The 17,171-nt window shown below is 42.5% G+C and carries 19 protein-coding genes; 15 read left to right on the forward strand and 4 right to left on the reverse strand.

Annotated features, from left to right (window positions below):
- Positions 1-9: 9 nt before the first annotated feature.
- Both HII16_RS07830 and HII16_RS07835 read right to left on the reverse strand, forming a co-directional pair.
- Positions 10-507 carry a dual specificity protein phosphatase family protein gene (locus HII16_RS07830; protein WP_169129015.1) on the reverse strand — a complete coding sequence of 166 codons (498 nt, stop codon included), beginning with the start codon at positions 505-507 and terminating at the stop codon, positions 10-12.
- A gap of 10 nt (positions 508-517) precedes the next feature.
- Positions 518-856 carry a metalloregulator ArsR/SmtB family transcription factor gene (locus HII16_RS07835; RefSeq protein ID WP_169129017.1) on the reverse strand — a complete coding sequence of 113 codons (339 nt, stop codon included), beginning with the start codon at positions 854-856 and terminating at the stop codon, positions 518-520.
- A 254-nt stretch (positions 857-1,110) separates the two neighbouring features.
- Here HII16_RS07835 and HII16_RS07840 point away from each other — a divergent pair, with 254 nt between their 5' ends.
- The 5 genes from HII16_RS07840 (at position 1,111) to HII16_RS07860 (ending at position 3,783) form a co-directional block, all read left to right on the forward strand.
- On the forward strand, positions 1,111-1,842 hold the full coding sequence (locus tag HII16_RS07840) for a glutathione peroxidase (RefSeq protein ID WP_169129019.1): 732 nt from the start codon (positions 1,111-1,113) through the stop codon (positions 1,840-1,842).
- Positions 1,843-2,374: 532 nt separating this feature from the next.
- Positions 2,375-2,614 (forward strand): VF530 family protein, encoded by a 240-nt coding sequence (locus HII16_RS07845; protein WP_135438552.1) that lies wholly within the window; start codon positions 2,375-2,377, stop codon positions 2,612-2,614.
- Between the two features lie 10 nt (positions 2,615-2,624).
- The gene (locus HII16_RS07850; protein ID WP_169129021.1) at positions 2,625-3,044 is read left to right on the forward strand and encodes a GFA family protein; all 420 of its coding nucleotides are present in this window, start codon (positions 2,625-2,627) and stop codon (positions 3,042-3,044) included.
- Between the two features lie 143 nt (positions 3,045-3,187).
- Positions 3,188-3,502, forward strand: coding sequence for a TraR/DksA family transcriptional regulator (locus HII16_RS07855; protein WP_135438554.1), 315 nt, complete (start codon positions 3,188-3,190; stop codon positions 3,500-3,502).
- Positions 3,503-3,528: 26 nt separating this feature from the next.
- Positions 3,529-3,783 carry a DUF465 domain-containing protein gene (locus HII16_RS07860; RefSeq protein ID WP_169129023.1) on the forward strand — a complete coding sequence of 85 codons (255 nt, stop codon included), beginning with the start codon at positions 3,529-3,531 and terminating at the stop codon, positions 3,781-3,783.
- An 81-nt stretch (positions 3,784-3,864) separates the two neighbouring features.
- Here the strand turns inward: HII16_RS07860 and HII16_RS07865 are convergent, their stop codons facing one another.
- Complete coding sequence (locus tag HII16_RS07865; RefSeq protein WP_169129025.1) at positions 3,865-4,716, reverse strand: EamA family transporter; 852 nt, start codon at positions 4,714-4,716, stop codon at positions 3,865-3,867.
- Between the two features lie 191 nt (positions 4,717-4,907).
- Between HII16_RS07865 and HII16_RS07870 the strand changes: the two genes are divergently transcribed.
- The 4 genes from HII16_RS07870 to HII16_RS07885 all read left to right on the forward strand — a co-directional run bounded on the left by HII16_RS07870 (position 4,908) and on the right by HII16_RS07885 (position 8,631).
- Positions 4,908-5,492 carry a YhgN family NAAT transporter gene (locus HII16_RS07870; protein WP_169129027.1) on the forward strand — a complete coding sequence of 195 codons (585 nt, stop codon included), beginning with the start codon at positions 4,908-4,910 and terminating at the stop codon, positions 5,490-5,492.
- Between the two features lie 93 nt (positions 5,493-5,585).
- Positions 5,586-7,664, forward strand: coding sequence for a hypothetical protein (locus tag HII16_RS07875; RefSeq protein ID WP_169129029.1), 2,079 nt, complete (start codon positions 5,586-5,588; stop codon positions 7,662-7,664).
- A gap of 86 nt (positions 7,665-7,750) precedes the next feature.
- Positions 7,751-8,344, forward strand: coding sequence for a YjaG family protein (locus tag HII16_RS07880; protein ID WP_169129031.1), 594 nt, complete (start codon positions 7,751-7,753; stop codon positions 8,342-8,344).
- 71 nt (positions 8,345-8,415) lie between these two features.
- Positions 8,416-8,631, forward strand: coding sequence for a dodecin (locus HII16_RS07885; RefSeq protein ID WP_169129033.1), 216 nt, complete (start codon positions 8,416-8,418; stop codon positions 8,629-8,631).
- Here HII16_RS07885 and rsmD read toward each other — a convergent pair.
- The gene (gene rsmD, locus HII16_RS07890; RefSeq protein WP_169129035.1) at positions 8,618-9,211 is read right to left on the reverse strand and encodes a 16S rRNA (guanine(966)-N(2))-methyltransferase RsmD; all 594 of its coding nucleotides are present in this window, start codon (positions 9,209-9,211) and stop codon (positions 8,618-8,620) included. The genes HII16_RS07885 and rsmD overlap by 14 nt on opposite strands.
- A 187-nt stretch (positions 9,212-9,398) precedes the next feature.
- On the opposite strand from rsmD, the gene ftsY reads away from it, so the two are divergent.
- The 6 genes from ftsY to HII16_RS07920 all read left to right on the forward strand — a co-directional run bounded on the left by ftsY (position 9,399) and on the right by HII16_RS07920 (position 17,128).
- Entirely contained in the window at positions 9,399-10,799 is a 1,401-nt protein-coding gene (gene ftsY / locus HII16_RS07895; protein ID WP_169129037.1) for a signal recognition particle-docking protein FtsY, read from the forward strand.
- 56 nt (positions 10,800-10,855) lie between these two features.
- Positions 10,856-11,548, forward strand: coding sequence for a cell division ATP-binding protein FtsE (gene ftsE / locus HII16_RS07900; protein ID WP_135438563.1), 693 nt, complete (start codon positions 10,856-10,858; stop codon positions 11,546-11,548).
- Complete coding sequence (gene ftsX / locus HII16_RS07905; RefSeq protein ID WP_135438564.1) at positions 11,541-12,515, forward strand: permease-like cell division protein FtsX; 975 nt, start codon at positions 11,541-11,543, stop codon at positions 12,513-12,515. The genes ftsE and ftsX overlap by 8 nt, the downstream gene beginning before the upstream one ends.
- Before the next feature lie 264 nt (positions 12,516-12,779).
- Positions 12,780-13,649 (forward strand): RNA polymerase sigma factor RpoH, encoded by an 870-nt coding sequence (rpoH, locus tag HII16_RS07910; RefSeq protein WP_135438565.1) that lies wholly within the window; start codon positions 12,780-12,782, stop codon positions 13,647-13,649.
- A gap of 284 nt (positions 13,650-13,933) precedes the next feature.
- The gene (locus HII16_RS07915; RefSeq protein WP_169129039.1) at positions 13,934-15,931 is read left to right on the forward strand and encodes an EAL domain-containing protein; all 1,998 of its coding nucleotides are present in this window, start codon (positions 13,934-13,936) and stop codon (positions 15,929-15,931) included.
- Positions 15,932-16,042: 111 nt separating this feature from the next.
- On the forward strand, positions 16,043-17,128 hold the full coding sequence (locus tag HII16_RS07920; RefSeq protein ID WP_169129041.1) for a GGDEF domain-containing protein: 1,086 nt from the start codon (positions 16,043-16,045) through the stop codon (positions 17,126-17,128).
- Positions 17,129-17,171: the final 43 nt, after the last annotated feature.

The following is a 17,171-nucleotide window of genomic DNA, read 5'->3' on the forward strand; positions in this document are numbered from 1 at the left end:
GTCATTCCTCTACAGCGAAAATTTTTCGAAAAAATCTAATTGTTCAGCATTTTTAAGTGCTTTCGGTCTTAGCTCTTGTACAGAGCGTATGATTGTCTGATCAGCGTAACCTAACTGCTTCATAATCAAAGCAATCACTAACCCTGTGCGCCCGCTCCCCCCCTTGCAATGCACTGCAATAGTGCCGTTATTAGCAAGTACCGCGATAATGTCATTAATGGCAGCGGCAAAGGCTATACGAAAATCTTGATTTGGTGCCGCATCATCTTTGATGGGCAACTGATGCCAACGGATACCTGCAGCGGTGACTTGTTCACCAAGGTCAGCGACGTCCAAGCGTTGTAATTCTTCATCGTAATTGGTTGAGATGATCATCTCTGTGCCGGCTTGCTTTAAGGTTGAAATGGCATCTTGCAACGTCGTTGCTTTGGTGCCTGGGCAAGGGGTGAAAATAAATTCGCCATTATCTGTCAATGGCATAACGTCATATGGGTGTTTATCGGTCATAGTTGGTTCTCTAACAACATTTATCAGGGCGATTTTGCATTAAGCTTAGTCTTTGTCCAGCATCAGACAAATAATCTTGATTATGCTGCAAACTGGTTTCTAGTACGTGCTGACACCATTGCGGTAAGGCTGGGTTTAAACGATAAAACACCCATTGTTTTTGTTTGCGATCGACCAGCAGATTCTGTTGTTTTAACAGCGCCAAGTGACGGGATATTTTAGGTTGGCTGCATTGCAATGCTTCGACCAACTCACAAACACATAATTCCTGCTCAGCGACCACCAACAACATGGCCTGTAATCGGGTGTCATCAGCCAGTGCTTTATAAAATTCTACGGCAGTTAACATAGTTCACCTCTTCAATATATGAAATACATTATATATGAGAATTCATATATAACAAATTAAATGGCTTGGAGTAACGCTTTGGTTGGTCTATACCTTAAGGGCAACATTTAATGTGCACCGGTTTAGACACGCTATCGAATCTATTTTTTAAATTAATATAATAGATTTTATTCGTTTTAATTAATTAAAATTAGTATCTATACTTATTGTAGATTCGCCGTGTGGCAAAAGATTAATACTTAAGTGGAGTCCCTATGTTAGAGAACAGAGAAGGTTTAACCGTACCAAGTGTAAACTTTAAGACTCGTGTAAATGACGAGTGGAAGACCATCAGCAGCGATGACTTATTTAAAGGCAAAACCGTAGTCGTGTTTTCATTGCCAGGCGCCTTTACGCCAACATGTTCAAGTACACACTTACCAAGATATAACGAATTAGCGTCTACCTTTAACAAGCATGGTATTGACGACATCATTTGTATGTCCGTCAATGACACCTTTGTTATGAACGCCTGGGCACAAGATCAAGAAAGCGACAATGTAACCTTGATTCCAGATGGCAACGGCGAGTTTAGCGACGGTATGGGCATGTTAGTCGACAAAGCAGATTTAGGTTTTGGCAAACGCAGTTGGCGTTACTCTATGCTGGTTAAAGACGGCGTTATCGAAAAAATGTTTATTGAACCAAACGTGCCAGGTGACCCATTTGAAGTATCTGATGCTGACACCATGTTAGCACATGTCGCGCCAGATGCAGTGAAGCCACAAGCGGTAAGTATTTTTACCAAACCAGGCTGTCCTTTCTGTATTAAAGCGAAAGAATTGCTAACAGATAATGGCTACCAATACGAAGAAATTGTACTCGGCAAAGATGCAAGTTTAACCTCATTAAAAGCCATTACGGGTCGCGATACCGTGCCACAAGTCTTCGTAGATAATAAGCACATTGGCGGTAGCGACGAGTTAGCGTTATTTCTGCAACACTAAGCCCCTAAACTGATCTTTTTAACAGGCTAATAGGTATACTAATTAGCCTGTTTTGTTTTTACTGCGCTTTGACAACGCGGGCTAGACGACACTGCCTTTGCAAGCCACAAGTCTTAAGACCTGAGCTTGAAACAAATGATGTTGTAACGGTGTGTCGCGTTGTCCGGTATAGGGAATTGCCGGGCTTTTTTGTACACGGATGTATTTATACCCGGAAGGCAGGACAGCCTGAGAGGGTTTTGTACACGGATGTATTTATGCCCGGAAGGCAGGACAGCCTGAGAGGGTTTTGTACACGGATGTATTTATGCCCGGAAGGCATCCCGCCATCGCTGCATACCTCACATCCTTGTGTATATACCTCAGCTCTTACTCTTTTTGTTAGTCCTTAGTTCGTCGCTCTTTTCTCAGCTCTTCCTAGCCCCTAGCTCCTTTGCCCTCTAAAACCTTTAACCCCCTAAAACTAAACTCCAGCGGCGTTTTGATATATCATTAAAGGATATCGAATTTTACTGTCATATAGGCCAACAACTTGGAACAACAACCGTACAACCCGCTTCACGGCATCACTTTAAAAACAATCGTTACCGAGTTGGAAGCCCATTTTGGCTTTGAAGAGCTGGGCCAGCGCATCAAGATACGTTGCTTTACCCACGATCCTAGCATTAAATCCAGTCTAAAATTCTTACGCAAAACACCTTGGGCAAGAACAAAAGTAGAAGAACTGTATATTCGCAACAGGCACGACATAAAACACAGTCCACAACCTTAAAGAGGCAAGTATGGCAATCGAAACAACCTATAATGGCAGCTGCTTATGCGGCCAAGTGACGTATCAAATCGAAACACCATTAAGTATTTTTCAATATTGTCACTGCAGCCGCTGTCGCAAAGTTACCGGCTCAGGATTTGCGCCAAATATTTTTGTGCCACTGTCGCAATTCTCATGGCTAACCGGTGAGCATCTGCTAAAACGCTATGAAATTCCAGATGCGAAATACTTTGCTAGCTGTTTTTGTGGTCAGTGTGGTTCAAACCTACCTTGGTTGACTAAAACCGGGCAAATTTATGTGTTGCCAGCAGGTACGTTGGACGATGAAATCGAAATAAAGCCAAGTCAAAACATCTTTTGCGACGAACGCCCCAATTGGCACGTCGGCTGCAATGAATTAAAAATGCGTCCACAAGGACCCAATAGTTAATATTTATCATTAACTTATGATGACCAATAGATTTTGCATAACACCCTTTGCGAAACAGTTTTCTAATAAATTGTTATCCAATTGAGCCAGATCAATATTCTCTAAAATCGTCGCTGTACTCTAAACATAAAAGGAGAACAGCGATGATAGTTGCCAAACTCACACAATCATTACAAGCAAAGAAACAAGAGTTAAGTATTCGCTTAGCTGCCATAGAAGCTGACTTTAAAAAAGGTCGTAGCCAAGACTTTGCCGAGCAGTGTACAGAATCGGAAAACGATGAAGTCCTCGATGAGATTCATCAACAAACCCAATTAGAACTGCAAAAAATAGAACAAACACTGCTGATGTTGCAAACCGAACAATACGGTATCTGTAGCAACTGCGGTAAAGCCATTGATGAACGCCGTTTGGAAGCCCTTCCATACGCGAAAACCTGTATCGATTGCGCTAAATAATTTTATTAACTTTAGGAAGACATATTATGTTTATTGAAAAGCACGACTTACACCACGAATTTCCAGAGTTTAAAGATGAAATCCGGACCTTAAAAATGACTGACAATCACTTTGCCCGTCTATTTAAAGAATATCATGACTTAGATCACGAAGTTATTCGCATTGAAGAAGGTGTCGAAAACACGGCCGATGATTACTTGGAAGGTTTAAAGAAAAAACGTTTACAACACAAAGACATGTTGTTCGCTATCATCAAAAAATATCAAGCCTCTAAAGCATAACGCTCAATTTGCCACGGGGTTGGCAAAGCCATTGGCAACCCCGCAAAGGCCCAAACACAAAGGCATCAACACAAAGGCACATTAAGTGCCTTTGTTCATTTTATCCGCCAGCCACAGGGCACTCACCAGTAAACCACTACCGATCAGCAAGCGCAGCCAATCGGCACTTTCGCCAAAAATCAGCACCGCAAACAGCACAGCTAAAGGCACATAACCATTGTTCATAATGGCAAGCTGTAATGCCGATACACGGCTTGCACCTTTGTTCCAACAGTAAAACCCAATACCTGAAGCGATGACACCAAGGTAGACCAGCACCATAAATTGGCGGTTAGATATACTAACAAGGGCAACGTCGACGGTTAGCAAAGTGGCGATAACGGTTAATAGTGCGCCGCCTAAATACATCCAAAACATGTTGCGGGCATGGCCTTCATCACTGGCGATGCAGCGATAGGCAACTTGGCCGAAAGCAAAGGCGACATTAGCAAACTGCAAATACAAAAAGCCAGTCAAGTATTGACCTTGCTCAGGGGTACGAAAAACAATGACAGCGGCCGCACAAATCGACAACAACACCGGCCACAGCAACTTTGCCTGCCAACGGCGATGCCAAATGCAGTCAATTAATATGACGTATAACGGCGTAAAAATGGTAAATACCGCAACTAAGTATCCAGGTAAGTATTGATAGGATTGAATATAGGCAAGATACATCACGCCAAATTGAATTGCACCTAAAGCGATAAGTTGACTGGCTTTGCGCAACGACAGATTGGTTGCTTGCCTAAACCATAGCAGAGGTAAGAAAACCAACGCACACAACGCCAACCGTATTGCTGCAACCAGTTGCGAATCAATACCGGTCAATTCGCCTTTAATTAAGCCAAAAGAGAACGCCCATAAGGCACTAACAAAAATAAGATATTTCATACTAACTTTTATAATTTCTTTATATATGGCATATGCTTGCCAATTAACAGCATAGCTATGCAAGGGCAATTTATCTCGCCGATTTGCAAATGATAACATTGGTGCAATTTGTCACCTAGAACTTTGAATTTGCCATCATAAATCTGCTAAAGTTGCCCTTAACTAACCCCGACAACAACTAGGTCATCACTATGGAAATGTTAACCGCCGCAGTCACCTTATTTTTAATCATGGATCCATTAGGTAATCTACCTATTTTTATATCCGTATTAAAAGGCATCGACAGTAAGCGTCAACGCATCATTCTCATTCGTGAGCTGATCATAGCCCTTGGCATCATGTTATTGTTTCTTTTCGCTGGGCAAAAGATTCTCGACTTTTTACATTTACGCCAAGAATCGGTATCCATTGCCGGCGGTATCATACTGTTTCTTATTGCCATAAAAATGATTTTTCCATCGCATGGTTCAATCAGCGGGTTACCTGAGGGCGAGGAACCCTTCCTCGTGCCATTGGCTGTACCTATGATGGCCGGTCCATCGATATTAGCGGCATTAATTTTAATGGCTAACCAAGACCCAAACCGTATGACCGACTGGACTTTGGCACTGATTATTGCCTGGTCTGTCAGTGCGGTTATTTTATTCTTCTCATCAGCTTTCCAACGAATTTTAGGTAACCGTGGTTTAACCGCTATGGAACGCTTAATGGGTATGATTCTAGTGATGATTGCGGTACAAATGTTACTCGATGGGATTGCCAATTATCTTGGTTAATAACAAAGCTTTAGAGGTAAGACTTTTTAAACCTTGGTAAACGTGATTAAATAGAAGCAGCGCAAAAACAATAACAACATGGTCGAGTCATCTATGAGCAAGTCTGTGATCAACACTGAAATAGAAGAACAACTGCAACTATTAGCAGGTGATATCTTTATTCAGCTGGAAGACAAGTTTAACCAATTGGCAACTCGAATTGCCGATAACGCAGAGCAGGAAAAGCAACAAGCTTTATCTGAGCAAAAGCAAAAACTTGATGAAAAATATCATCTGGTGCACGAGAAGTTAAGTCGCTCCAAGCATGATTCTGTTAATCTAAAATACAGTGAAATAGAGCAGCTGAGAAAAAAGCTGTTGCATTCGGACACCCAGTTAGAAAAACTGCAAGAGCATGCGGTTCAAATTGAGACTCATCTAAAAATCAAACTGCGCGATGAAGAAATTCTCAATGAAGAGTTGCGCCTGACCAAAGAAAATCGCGAACTGCTGCAATCACAGCTTGATCCGCTGAATAAAGATAATTCCGCGCTTAATAAAAAGTTAGACAAGTTAAATCAAGAACTTGAAAAACAACAAATAGCGCATCAACAGCTTAAGAAAGACAGTGATTATCAAATTGCGCAATTAAAAACGCAATCAGCCGATGGCCAATCGGATGTTAAAAAGATCACCCAGCAGCAACAGCAACTAAACAAAGAGCTAGAGCAAACAACCGCCAAGCTGAGCAAAGCCGAAGAGCAAAACCAAGATCTGCAACAGCAACTGAGCGAACAGCAGAGCCAGCATCAACAACAGCTGAAAACCTACGAAAAAGCCTCCGGTTCTAGCACCACGGTTATTAAGGCACTTGAGATCAAGCTGAACAAAGCACAAGAAGGCACGCTCAAACTTAAACAACAAATCAAAGACCTTAATGCTGAATTCAAGAAGCAAGAACAGCAAAATAAAGAGGCGACAACAGAGCTCAAGAGCCAGCAAAAACTGCATTCAACGGCGCTGCTTAATGTTGAAAAACAACACGATAAGCAGTTAAAAGAGAAGCAAAAATTAGTCGATAGTGCCAATAGGCAACTTGAAAAGAAAATCGCTGAATTTGATAAGGCATTAGCCGAACAAAGCAAAGATGTGCAACAGCAACAACGTCAAATCAAGCAAGCTAGTGACAAGCAAGTCACGAGCTTAAACAAACAGCTAGAGACGGAACAACAGTTAACACAACAACTGCAAGGCGACATTGAAGATCTTAATGAACAACTTAAAGATTTAAAATCTGCGCATCAAGCGGGACTCGATAAATTAATCAGTGACAGCAGCAACAAAGAAAAAGCCTTGAAAAATCAACTTAAACAAAGCGAAAAGCGAGTTGAAAAGATTACCACACAGCTTGATACGCTGAATCAATCCTTGAGTGGCGAACAAGCCCAACTTAGCGAGCTGCAACAGCAACATCAACAACAATTAGAAAGCCACACAGCAGACTTGCATAAGCAAGTTGAAGCGCTAGAGCAACAATTAGAGCAAAGCGAAAAGCAGCAAAAATCTACTTGGGTGCAAAACAACGCCCTTACCGACAACCTCGAGCGACAAAAAGAGAAGTTAGCCGAACTGGAAAGCAAATACGGTAAAGTGAACGTGCAACTTAAAGCTGCCCGTGACGTCGCACAAAAAGACAAAAGCTCACTGGAAAGCGACTATAAGCAGCAGTTTAGCGACTTGCATAATCAGTCAAACCAAGCACTGCAAAGTGCACAGCAGCAAATTAGCGTGTTAACCGAAAAACTTTCCGGCGAAAGCAAACGCTTTGAGAGTTTGCAGCAAAAAACCGATGACATTATCGAGATTCTCAATGGTGATAAAAACACCTTGAAACAACAAATTGACGAGCTTAAGAAACTCAATAGCAGTGAGTTATCGCAAGTGAGCAAACTCGAGCAACAACTCGAAGCTGAGCGCGAAAAAGTATCTGAGTTTGTGCAGAAAAATGCCACATTACGCTCTAGACATGATGCCAATGACGAGCAAATTCGCAGCACCATGAAACAGCTTCGTGATGAAAACAATGAGCTAAAACAGCGCATCAATGATGACGTTGCAGAACTGCAAAATCAGCTAACCGAATATCGTCTCAAGTTTGAATATGCACAAAAACAACTTGAGGTTGCTTCCTAAACAACATTCTCGGAGCACAGACTGCTGGTTAATCTCCTTTAAAATTGCGCTATAATGAGCGCAATTTTCTTTTATGAGCATTTATTTTGGCTAAACCTCTCCCGTTAAAGAGTTTGTCTTTATGGCAACACACTGCATTTGCCTGTGCATTATTGGAACGCATGCTACCGAACTATCAAATGTTTAGTGAAGCAGCGGACTTTGGTGACATCAATGTTTTGCGCAATCAACTTAACCTGGTTTGGCAACGACTGGAGCAAGGCAAGATAAAAATCAACTATGACGCACAATTGGAAAAGCTAGAAGAGGTGATTCCAGATGTCGATAACTTCGACTTTTTTGGTGTCTACCCAGCACTTGATGCGTGTATGGCGTTAGGCTCTTTATTGCAAGGCATTCAAGAAAACGAAGCGACCACCATAGCCAATGTCGCCATGCTATCTACCGGCAGCGTCAGCTATTATCTAGAGATTTTGCTTGCGTCCGAGTTTGAGCAACAAGATCAAATCGTTATCAATCAACAAGATATTGATCAACACCCGCTTATGCAGTGGGAGCAGGAGACACATCAAGAATTGATCGATTTGTTGGCGAAAAGCAAAGAAAATCAACAAACATGCCTGCATCTTAAACAGCTTGTTACTGAGCAACGACTTTCCAACCTTGGTATTGAATATTAAATACTGATCGACACTGCTGCAGACTGAAAAATTTTGGCTATGCTTACTTTATACACAGGAGGAGGATAGCCATGTCTGAACATCATACTTACAAAAAACTGGAAATTGTCGGCTCTTCACCAACATCAATCGAAGAAGCCATTGAAAACGCTATTGATGAGTGCTCGAAGACCGTCTCAAATATGAATTGGTTCGAGGTCGTTGAAACCCGAGGTCATATTGTTGATGGTAAAGTTGCCCATTATCAGGTCACCCTGAAAATAGGCTTTCGTCTTAGGTACAGTTAAGCCGGTATAACCGATAACTTACTTGACCAGCGTTTTTGTCTTTTACAAGGTGCCAGCTTTGTGGCACCTCTAGGGTAGTTTGTTCGCTTTCAACTTCGACATAGACCAACGCCTGGTCTGCTAATAATTCAGCCTGTTGCAATGTGTCGATGGTGCGCTGTGCTAAGCCTTTTCGAAACGGCGGATCAATAAACACCAATTCATACTTTTGCGCCAAGGCCGGTAATATGCTCAGGCAATCGCCCTGATGAACCTTAGCATTATTCGCTTTAAGCAAATTTATGTTGGTTTTTAATTGCTGGCCTGCGGCTTTATCCATTTCAATAAAATCCACCGAACGAGCCCCCCGAGACAACGCTTCAAAGCCAAGACTGCCTGAACCGGCATAACAATCTAGACATATGGCATCGCGCACATCCATCATTAGCCAATTAAACAAGGTTTCTTTGACTCTGTCCGTGGTTGGTCTCAAGCCGTCACTGTTTAGCACGGCAAGTTTACGACCACGGTGCATTCCGGCGATGATTCTTACTTGTCCACTGACTTGTTTGTTATTGGCGGGATTACGTTTTTTTGCCATTTGCTTGCTAAAATTCCTTGGATATTCACATTTCGGCGGTTTTTCCAACGCTACGATGATGATATTATAAGCGCTATTTGAAAATCCAAGGCATATCATATCAACTCACGTTGCAAATTGCTCGCACCGAACAGCGTATTCGAGCGGTTATGATAATCCCCTAACACGGCAAAGTAAGATTCAAACTATGGCAAAGAAAAAAGGCCTGTTTGGCTGGTTTAAGAAAGAAAAACCGGTACAAGACAATGCAAAAACTGAACAGTCTGCACAACCTGTGGAAGAGATAATTGAGCAAACTGACCTTGCTGAAAGCGCACCGGCCGAACAAGTCGCTGATGCCGAACAAGCACCAGCAGAACCTGTACCATCAATTGAGGCTGACAGCACGAACCAAGCCGACACTGAAACAGCTACCGAGGCTGTACCTGAAGTTGCTAAGCAAGACATCGCCGATAGCATCGATAGCTCGCAAGACGCAGAGCAAAACGATGTTAATGAGTTTGAGCCTGTCGCTGCAGTAAACATTGATACAGACGCAGACACAGATACAGACACAGCAGTCAACGATGCAGAAATGGCAGCTGAGCCTGAGCCTGAGCCTGAGCCTGAGCCTGAGCCTGAGCCTGAGCCTGAGCCTGAAGTGCAACAAACAGCCGCGAAAAAACAAGGATTTTTTGCACGACTTAAGCAAGGCCTAAGCAAAACCCGCCAAAATATTGGTGGTGGTTTGTTCGATCTGTTCAGCGGTAAAAAAATCGACGACGAGTTATTTGAAGAGCTTGAAACTCAGCTATTGCTTGCCGATGTTGGTGTTGATACCACAACCCGAATCATCGACTCACTGACCGAAACCGCCAGCCGTTCGCAATTAAAAGATGCCGAAGCATTATACGATTTGCTTAAACAAGAAATGGCTAAAATTCTTGAGTCGGTGGATCAACCTCAACCCGATATGAGCCAAGGTCCTCATGTGATCTTAATGGTTGGTGTAAATGGTGTTGGTAAAACCACGACCATAGGTAAACTGGCCAAACAATATCAAGCACAAGGCAAGTCGGTTATGTTAGCTGCAGGTGATACCTTCCGAGCTGCCGCTGTCGAGCAATTGCAAGTTTGGGGCGAGCGCAATGATATTGCCGTTGTCGCTCAACATACCGGTGCCGATAGTGCGTCGGTTATTTATGACGCTATCCATTCAGCCCGAAGTAAAGGTGTCGACATTTTGATTGCCGATACCGCAGGCCGCTTACAAAATAAAGCGCACTTGATGGAAGAGCTGAAGAAAGTCGTACGAGTGATGAAGAAAATCGACGAAAATGCGCCGCATCAAGTGATGCTTACCATTGACGCCGGCACTGGCCAAAACGCCATCAGTCAAACACAACTGTTTAACGAAGCCGTCGGATTGGATGGCATTAATGTCACCAAGTTAGATGGTACCGCCAAAGGTGGTGTTATCTTTGCTTTGGCAGATAAATTTCAGGTGCCGATTCGCTATCTAGGTGTCGGTGAAGGTATTGATGATTTGCGACCATTTGATGGTACAGAATTTATCGACGCCTTGTTTGCCAAACAAAACGAATCCTAGTAAGTTGGGGTGATACGCCCCAATTTTAATTAACTAATAATAATAAAAAATCCATTATGATCCGTTTTAAAGCTGTTAATAAAACCTATCCAGGTGGATTTAATGCACTGAAAAATATAAATTTCTCCTTAGAAAAAGGAGAGATGGCGTTTCTTACCGGTCACTCAGGTGCGGGTAAGAGTACGCTTTTGAAGCTTATCAGTGTCATGGAAAAGCCAACCTCTGGTCAGGTGATGATCAACAATACTGATGTCTCTAACATCAGCTATCGCCAAATCCCATATATGCGCCGCAACATAGGGATGATTTTTCAAAATCATAACCTGTTAATGGACCGCACTGTGTTTGACAATATTGCCTTGCCATTGGTGATCGAAAACGAAAGCCTAGGTGAAATTAAAAAACGCGTTATGGCTGCTCTTGATAAGGTTGGCTTGACCGCCAAAGCCAAATGTTACCCGCATATGCTCTCTGGTGGTGAACAACAACGGGTCGGCATTGCGCGGGCGATTGTCAACAAGCCTCCTATTATTCTTGCCGATGAGCCAACCGGTAACCTTGATCCAAAACTGTCATTGGATATCCTCAAATTATTTGAAGATTTCAATTCAGTGGGTGTTAGCGTGTTAATCGCCACCCATGATCTGGGTTTAATTGCGCGCATGAAATATCGTACCTTAACGCTAAAGGATGGCCGCATGATCACCGACGGATTGAGCCAAAGTGAAGAGGAGTTTGTTGATGAATAAAGACAATAATACTTTTCGCAAACGCTCGGCGTTTTCATTCAACAGTTTGATTATGTTGCCAGTGCGTCATTTGCAACAAGCGACTGGCAGTTTAGGCGCTCTGTGGCGCACGCCGATGGCATCGATCATGACCATATTGGTATTGGGCATCAGTTTAACTTTGCCGGCTACCTTGCACTTATTTACCAAAAACGCCCAACAAGTGAGCACCAATTGGGAGTCTGCGGCGCAAATCAGTGTTTTTTTGAAACTAAACACCAACGATAAAAGCGCACAAAACGTGGTCAATCGTATTCGCCTCTATCCGGAAGTCGATAAGGTAAAATACATCAGTGCTGAGCAGGGTTTGGCAGAATTTAAAGCTTTGTCAGGATTTGGCAAAGCATTGACCTACCTTGATGAAAACCCACTACCGGCAACCATATTAGTGACGCCAAATGAACGTTACAGCCAACCTAATGCTGCCAAAGCGTTGTTGGAAAAAATCGAAAAAGAACGCGAAGTCGCACAAGGCAAATTGGATTTAGAATGGCTAACACGTCTTGAGGCGATCATGTCACTGGTACAAGATATCGTCACCTCATTAGCGATATTATTAAGCCTATCAGTCGTGCTGATCATAGGTAACACCATACGCTTGGCGATCCTCAATCAACGCAGTGCTATTGCTGTGATGAAAATGGTTGGGGCAACCGACGCCTTTATTCAACGACCGTTTATGTACACCGGTTTTTGGTATGGCGTGTTTGGTGGTTTACTGGCAGCGCTCACCGTAGCTTTGCTAGCAGCTTATTTGGATATCGCGATTATTGAGCTTGCGCAACTGTATGATAGCCAGTTCTCATTACAATCATTAGATTTTAGCGAAACCATGACGCTCATCCTAACGGCAATTGTGTTGGGACTGCTCGGCAGCTACATATCTGTGCGTCAGCATATTAGAGATATCGAACCAAGCGCTGAATAAACAACATTTAAGCAAATTGATTAAAAAAGGCGCTATTTGCGCCTTTTTTACCTGCTGTAACAAAACCTTAAGGATAAAATTGAACTTGTTTAAGTTATATTAATCATATAGTTAAGCTAGTAATTCTATTCACCTATTTTTTCGATTAAATAATCCATTTTTTTATATTAGCGATCTCTAGAAAGCTATGCTAGTATCCAGAGTTCTAGCCAAATTTTTATTGGCTTTGCTTTACAACAAACCTAGATTTTATAAGGGGTACAGATGACTAAGAATGTGCAATCAATGGCCTTAACTGTTCCACAAAGTGGCAGCATTGAAGCATACGTGCAAATGGCTTACGGCATTCCTATGCTGACAGCTGAGCGCGAACAGGAACTTGCCTCCAGTTTATATTCAGATAACAACCTAGCTGCAGCACAAGATTTGATCATGTCGCACCTACGTTTCGTTATCCATATTGCCAAAAGCTACTCAGGCTACGGATTACCTCAAGCGGATCTTATCCAAGAAGGTAACATCGGTCTGATGAAAGCCGTTAAACGATTCAACCCAGAAGTTGGTGTGCGTTTGGTGTCATTTGCTGTGCATTGGATCAAAGCTGAAATTCATGAATTTGTTTTGAAAAATTGGCGTATTGTTAAAATTGCCACCACCAAAGCGCAACGCAAATTGTTTTTCAATCTACGTAAAAACAAAAAACGCCTAGGTTGGTTTAGCCAAGAAGAAGTGAATACCGTTGCCGAAACACTCGGTGTCAGCACCAAAGATGTGTTGGAAATGGAAAACCGCATGGCGAGCTCGGATCAAGCATTTGATTTGACCGATAACGACGACGATGGCGGTCAAGGTGGTAGCACCTATGCACCAGCTCAGTTTTTACAAGACCAATCATCAGATTTGTCTGAGCAAGTTGAATCGGCTAACTGGGATAACCATGTTAACGGCCAACTATTCAATGCCCTGTCAACGTTAGACGAACGCAGTCAAGATATCATCAAGACCCGTTGGTTAACTGAGAACAAATCAACCTTGCAAGATTTGGCTGATAAATACCAAATATCTGCTGAACGTGTGCGTCAATTAGAGAAAAACGCCTTAAACAAGCTTAAGGGCTCTATTACCGATATCTAAGCCTCACGGCAGCTATTCCGCACCGAGATAAAAATCACATGTGGATAGATAAGTTTATGAAATAACCGGGATTTTCCCGGTTTTTTATTGCCTCAAACATACCAAATTTAATCATTGTTAATCCTCAAGAAAGTCAGAGTTTTTCTATACTATGAGCATTTTTAACGGTGTTGAACTTGGCGTTGTGGCGGTTGTTCACCTACACTAGGAACTCAGGGTGTTTATAAGCCCATATAATCGATAAATTAACCGGGTAAACGCTCTTTGATGGAACAAGGAACTTGATGCTAACTGGCAAAGGCACTTCGCCTGCTAAACTAAAACAATTACTGGGTCGATACAAAACAACCAAAAAAACCCAGACAGGATTATTGGAACTCGCTGAGCTTTGTAGCACAGTGACAGATATGGCTGTGTTTTACCCACAGCTTCAAGCTATTATTCGCCGTTATTTTCCTGCCAAAAATTTATATATTCAGCAGTTCACTCAAGGCAATCAATTGCATGCCGATCATTACTACGTTGACGAGTTGAATTGTTCGCCGATAGAACAACAACTGACACCAGATGTGGTCGAGTTTATTACCTCCATCGCCAAGCCGGTATTAATCAATCATGATACCGTGAGCATTTGGGAGCCTGACAGCAGCATTGTCGAACGACCATTTCCGAAGCGACAAAAGCACACCCACTTGGTTGATGTATGGTTGGCCGCGCCGTTATTAATTGATGATGTGATTATCGGCATCATTGGCATCAAAGGTTTTATTAACCAGAATAAACAAACCTCGGTTAACCTTGAGCTGATTCGTTTTATCGCCCGTATTATTGCCGCTGCGATTCATCGCAACAAAGCCAGTGAACTGCTCAAAATGTACAGTAAAGACGTAGCAGACATTGTGTTTGCGAAAACCCAGCACCTACAAAAGAGTAACTTGAGTTTACGTCAGCAAGTCGAGCAGAAACGCAAAAGCGAACTGAAATTATATTATGATGCCCATCATGACGCGTTAACTAAATTGCCGAATCGCGCCATGTTTACCGACCGTCTTGAACATGCCATTAAGCACATCAAACGTCACCCAAATCACCGTTTTGCGGTACTGTTTATCGATATCGACCGCTTTAAAGTAATTAACGATACCCTTGGTCATCATGTGGGAGATTTATTATTGATTGAAATCGCCAAGCGTATCCTTGAATGCATTCGTGGCAACGATATCTTGTCTCGCCTTGGTGGTGACGAATTCGTTGTTTTACTCGATAGCCTGGCACACAATGACGATGCTGAAGACATTGCAGGTCGTGTTATTGAAACCATCAAAGCACCTTTCGAACTGGAAGGAAACAACCTTTATACCAGTGCCAGTGTTGGTATTGCCATTTGCGATCATAAATACCAAAGCGCAACGGAAGTGCTTCGCGATGCCGATGCCGCCATGTACCAAGCTAAGTCAATGGGTCGTGGACGCTTGATGTTTTATGATGAGTCAATGCGTGAAGAACTTCTGTGTAACCTGAACATTGAACAGCAATTGCATAAGGCCATTATTAACGACGAATTCAGTCTGTTGTATCAACCAATTTGCGAATTACAGTCTAAAAAAGTCATTGGCTATGAAGCATTGTTGCGTTGGCAGCATCCTGAACACAAACAGATGACACCTGACACATTTTTGCAGATCGCCGAAGATAGCGGCTTGATCATTGATATTGAGCACAGGTTAATGCAACAAGTCGCAGATCAATTAGAACAATGGCAAGCGCAGCAAGAGAACTTGTTTATCAGTATTAATTTGTCTGGTAAACATTTGCAGCACAACAAGCAGACTCGAGCCTTGATAAAACTGATCAGAGATAATCTGGTCGAACCCGAAAATCTTATTATCGAATTTAATGAGAAAGCTTTTAATGAGCAGGCAAAGCAAACATTGCAGAATCTCAAGCTGCTTCAGCAAACCGGAGTACGCTTAGCACTCGATAATTATGGCAGTGGCATATCATCACTTAATTACTTAAATAATTACCCATTCAAACTGATAAAACTGGATCAACAATTTGTCCGCTCTTTTGTAAATAACGATAAGAATCTACAACTTGCCAAGTCATTGGTCAGTTTAGGGCAAAGTTTTGGCTTTAATCTTGTCGCAGAGGGTCTGGAAAATAAACGCCAATGGCAAAAAGCCATCGATGCCGGTTGTCACTTTGGTCAAGGCTATTACCTTGGCCAGCCAAAATTGTTAAACAACAAACAAGATGATGACATCGACCATTGCGCTTAACACTTTACATAGCGTTAAATGCCCATTCAATATGATTTCCCATAATACATTGTGTATCTTTGTCTGGAAAAGGTAGAATCGATACTTCACCTTCTCTAGCAAAGTGGCGCTATGCTTAAACAGATTGTTCAATATGGTACAGAGTTGAAGCCGTTTCATCAGGCTGCACGAATTCGCATGTCTAATTACGTGTCAATTTTTACCGTATTCATTGCCCTTAGCTATTCACTACTTTATTTGCTGGTATTGGGTAAACCGCTTGTCGGCATTATTAACCTTACCTTCACCTTCGCTTACACCATTGGCCCGTGGCTGATGAAGTATAATCGTATCTACTTAGCGAAAAATTGGTTCTTTGGCGTATTGTTATTGCATTTGTGGGTAACCACCAATGTCTATGTCGATAACCAATCTGGCATGCATCTGTACTATTATCTAGTGCCTACTGGGGTGTTCTTATTATTTGATACGGCGCAAATCAAAACCAAAGCCTTGCACAGCATTACCGCCATTGCCTTGTTTTTGTATTGCGAAAATGTGCCTAACCCGCAGCCATTAATTGTGCTTGATGATGCAATGAACCATGCGATTTATCAGTCCGTGGTACTGTTTACCATGGTCGAAGTTATTATCGTGTTAGTTTTATTCTCGCGCCAATCACGGGTGTACGAAAATCAGCTCAGCATCTATGAGACAACCGATATGCTCACCGGCTGTACCAATAAGCAATACTTCTTAATTGAATCAGCAAAGCTGTTTAACGATGCCCGCAAAGCCCACCGACCATTAAGTTTAATGGTGGTGCTTATTAGTGAATCACAACAGATGATTAAGAACTATGGCCACCAAATCACCGAACAATATACGCGTCATGTCGCCGATAAGTTAAAGTCCTTGGTCGGTGAAGGCATGTTATTGGCACGAGTCAGCGATCGAGGGTTTGCCCTAGTGATGCCGGAAACCACTATGGTAGAAGGTAATCATTTACAAGATCGTATTCAGAATATATTTGCCGATGATGTCATGTCCGTCGCACAACTTAAGGTACAAGCGCCGATTCATACAGGCATCAGTGCCATGCTGTCAGATGCTGACGACGTTGAAGAGTTATACCATCGCGCCGAATTAGATATGTTAAAGCAACAACCTGAGCACAAACCTGCCGAGACGGTGGTTGATAAATTAGTCACCACCTAATGTTAACGACTTAGCGTTAGAGACCTCGCGTTAACGGCCTGAT

The sequence above is a fragment of the Thalassotalea sp. Y01 genome (assembly GCF_012932945.1).
In the GTDB taxonomy this organism is placed as follows: Bacteria; Pseudomonadota; Gammaproteobacteria; order Enterobacterales; family Alteromonadaceae; genus Thalassotalea_A.

Excerpts from the sequence above, each read along its gene's own strand:
- HII16_RS07830 (WP_169129015.1), bottom strand. The coding sequence starts at position 507 with ATGACCGATAAACACCCATATGACGTTATGCCATTGACAGATAATGGC.
- HII16_RS07835 (WP_169129017.1), bottom strand. The coding sequence starts at position 856 with ATGTTAACTGCCGTAGAATTTTATAAAGCACTGGCTGATGACACCCGA.
- HII16_RS07840 (WP_169129019.1), top strand. The coding sequence starts at position 1,111 with ATGTTAGAGAACAGAGAAGGTTTAACCGTACCAAGTGTAAACTTTAAG.
- HII16_RS07850 (WP_169129021.1), top strand. The coding sequence starts at position 2,625 with ATGGCAATCGAAACAACCTATAATGGCAGCTGCTTATGCGGCCAAGTG.
- HII16_RS07855 (WP_135438554.1), top strand. The coding sequence starts at position 3,188 with ATGATAGTTGCCAAACTCACACAATCATTACAAGCAAAGAAACAAGAG.
- HII16_RS07860 (WP_169129023.1), top strand. The coding sequence starts at position 3,529 with ATGTTTATTGAAAAGCACGACTTACACCACGAATTTCCAGAGTTTAAA.
- HII16_RS07865 (WP_169129025.1), bottom strand. The coding sequence starts at position 4,716 with ATGAAATATCTTATTTTTGTTAGTGCCTTATGGGCGTTCTCTTTTGGC.
- HII16_RS07870 (WP_169129027.1), top strand. The coding sequence starts at position 4,908 with ATGGAAATGTTAACCGCCGCAGTCACCTTATTTTTAATCATGGATCCA.
- HII16_RS07875 (WP_169129029.1), top strand. The coding sequence starts at position 5,586 with ATGAGCAAGTCTGTGATCAACACTGAAATAGAAGAACAACTGCAACTA.
- HII16_RS07885 (WP_169129033.1), top strand. The coding sequence starts at position 8,416 with ATGTCTGAACATCATACTTACAAAAAACTGGAAATTGTCGGCTCTTCA.
- rsmD (WP_169129035.1), bottom strand. The coding sequence starts at position 9,211 with ATGGCAAAAAAACGTAATCCCGCCAATAACAAACAAGTCAGTGGACAA.
- ftsY (WP_169129037.1), top strand. The coding sequence starts at position 9,399 with ATGGCAAAGAAAAAAGGCCTGTTTGGCTGGTTTAAGAAAGAAAAACCG.
- ftsE (WP_135438563.1), top strand. The coding sequence starts at position 10,856 with ATGATCCGTTTTAAAGCTGTTAATAAAACCTATCCAGGTGGATTTAAT.
- ftsX (WP_135438564.1), top strand. The coding sequence starts at position 11,541 with ATGAATAAAGACAATAATACTTTTCGCAAACGCTCGGCGTTTTCATTC.
- rpoH (WP_135438565.1), top strand. The coding sequence starts at position 12,780 with ATGACTAAGAATGTGCAATCAATGGCCTTAACTGTTCCACAAAGTGGC.
- HII16_RS07915 (WP_169129039.1), top strand. The coding sequence starts at position 13,934 with ATGCTAACTGGCAAAGGCACTTCGCCTGCTAAACTAAAACAATTACTG.
- HII16_RS07920 (WP_169129041.1), top strand. The coding sequence starts at position 16,043 with ATGCTTAAACAGATTGTTCAATATGGTACAGAGTTGAAGCCGTTTCAT.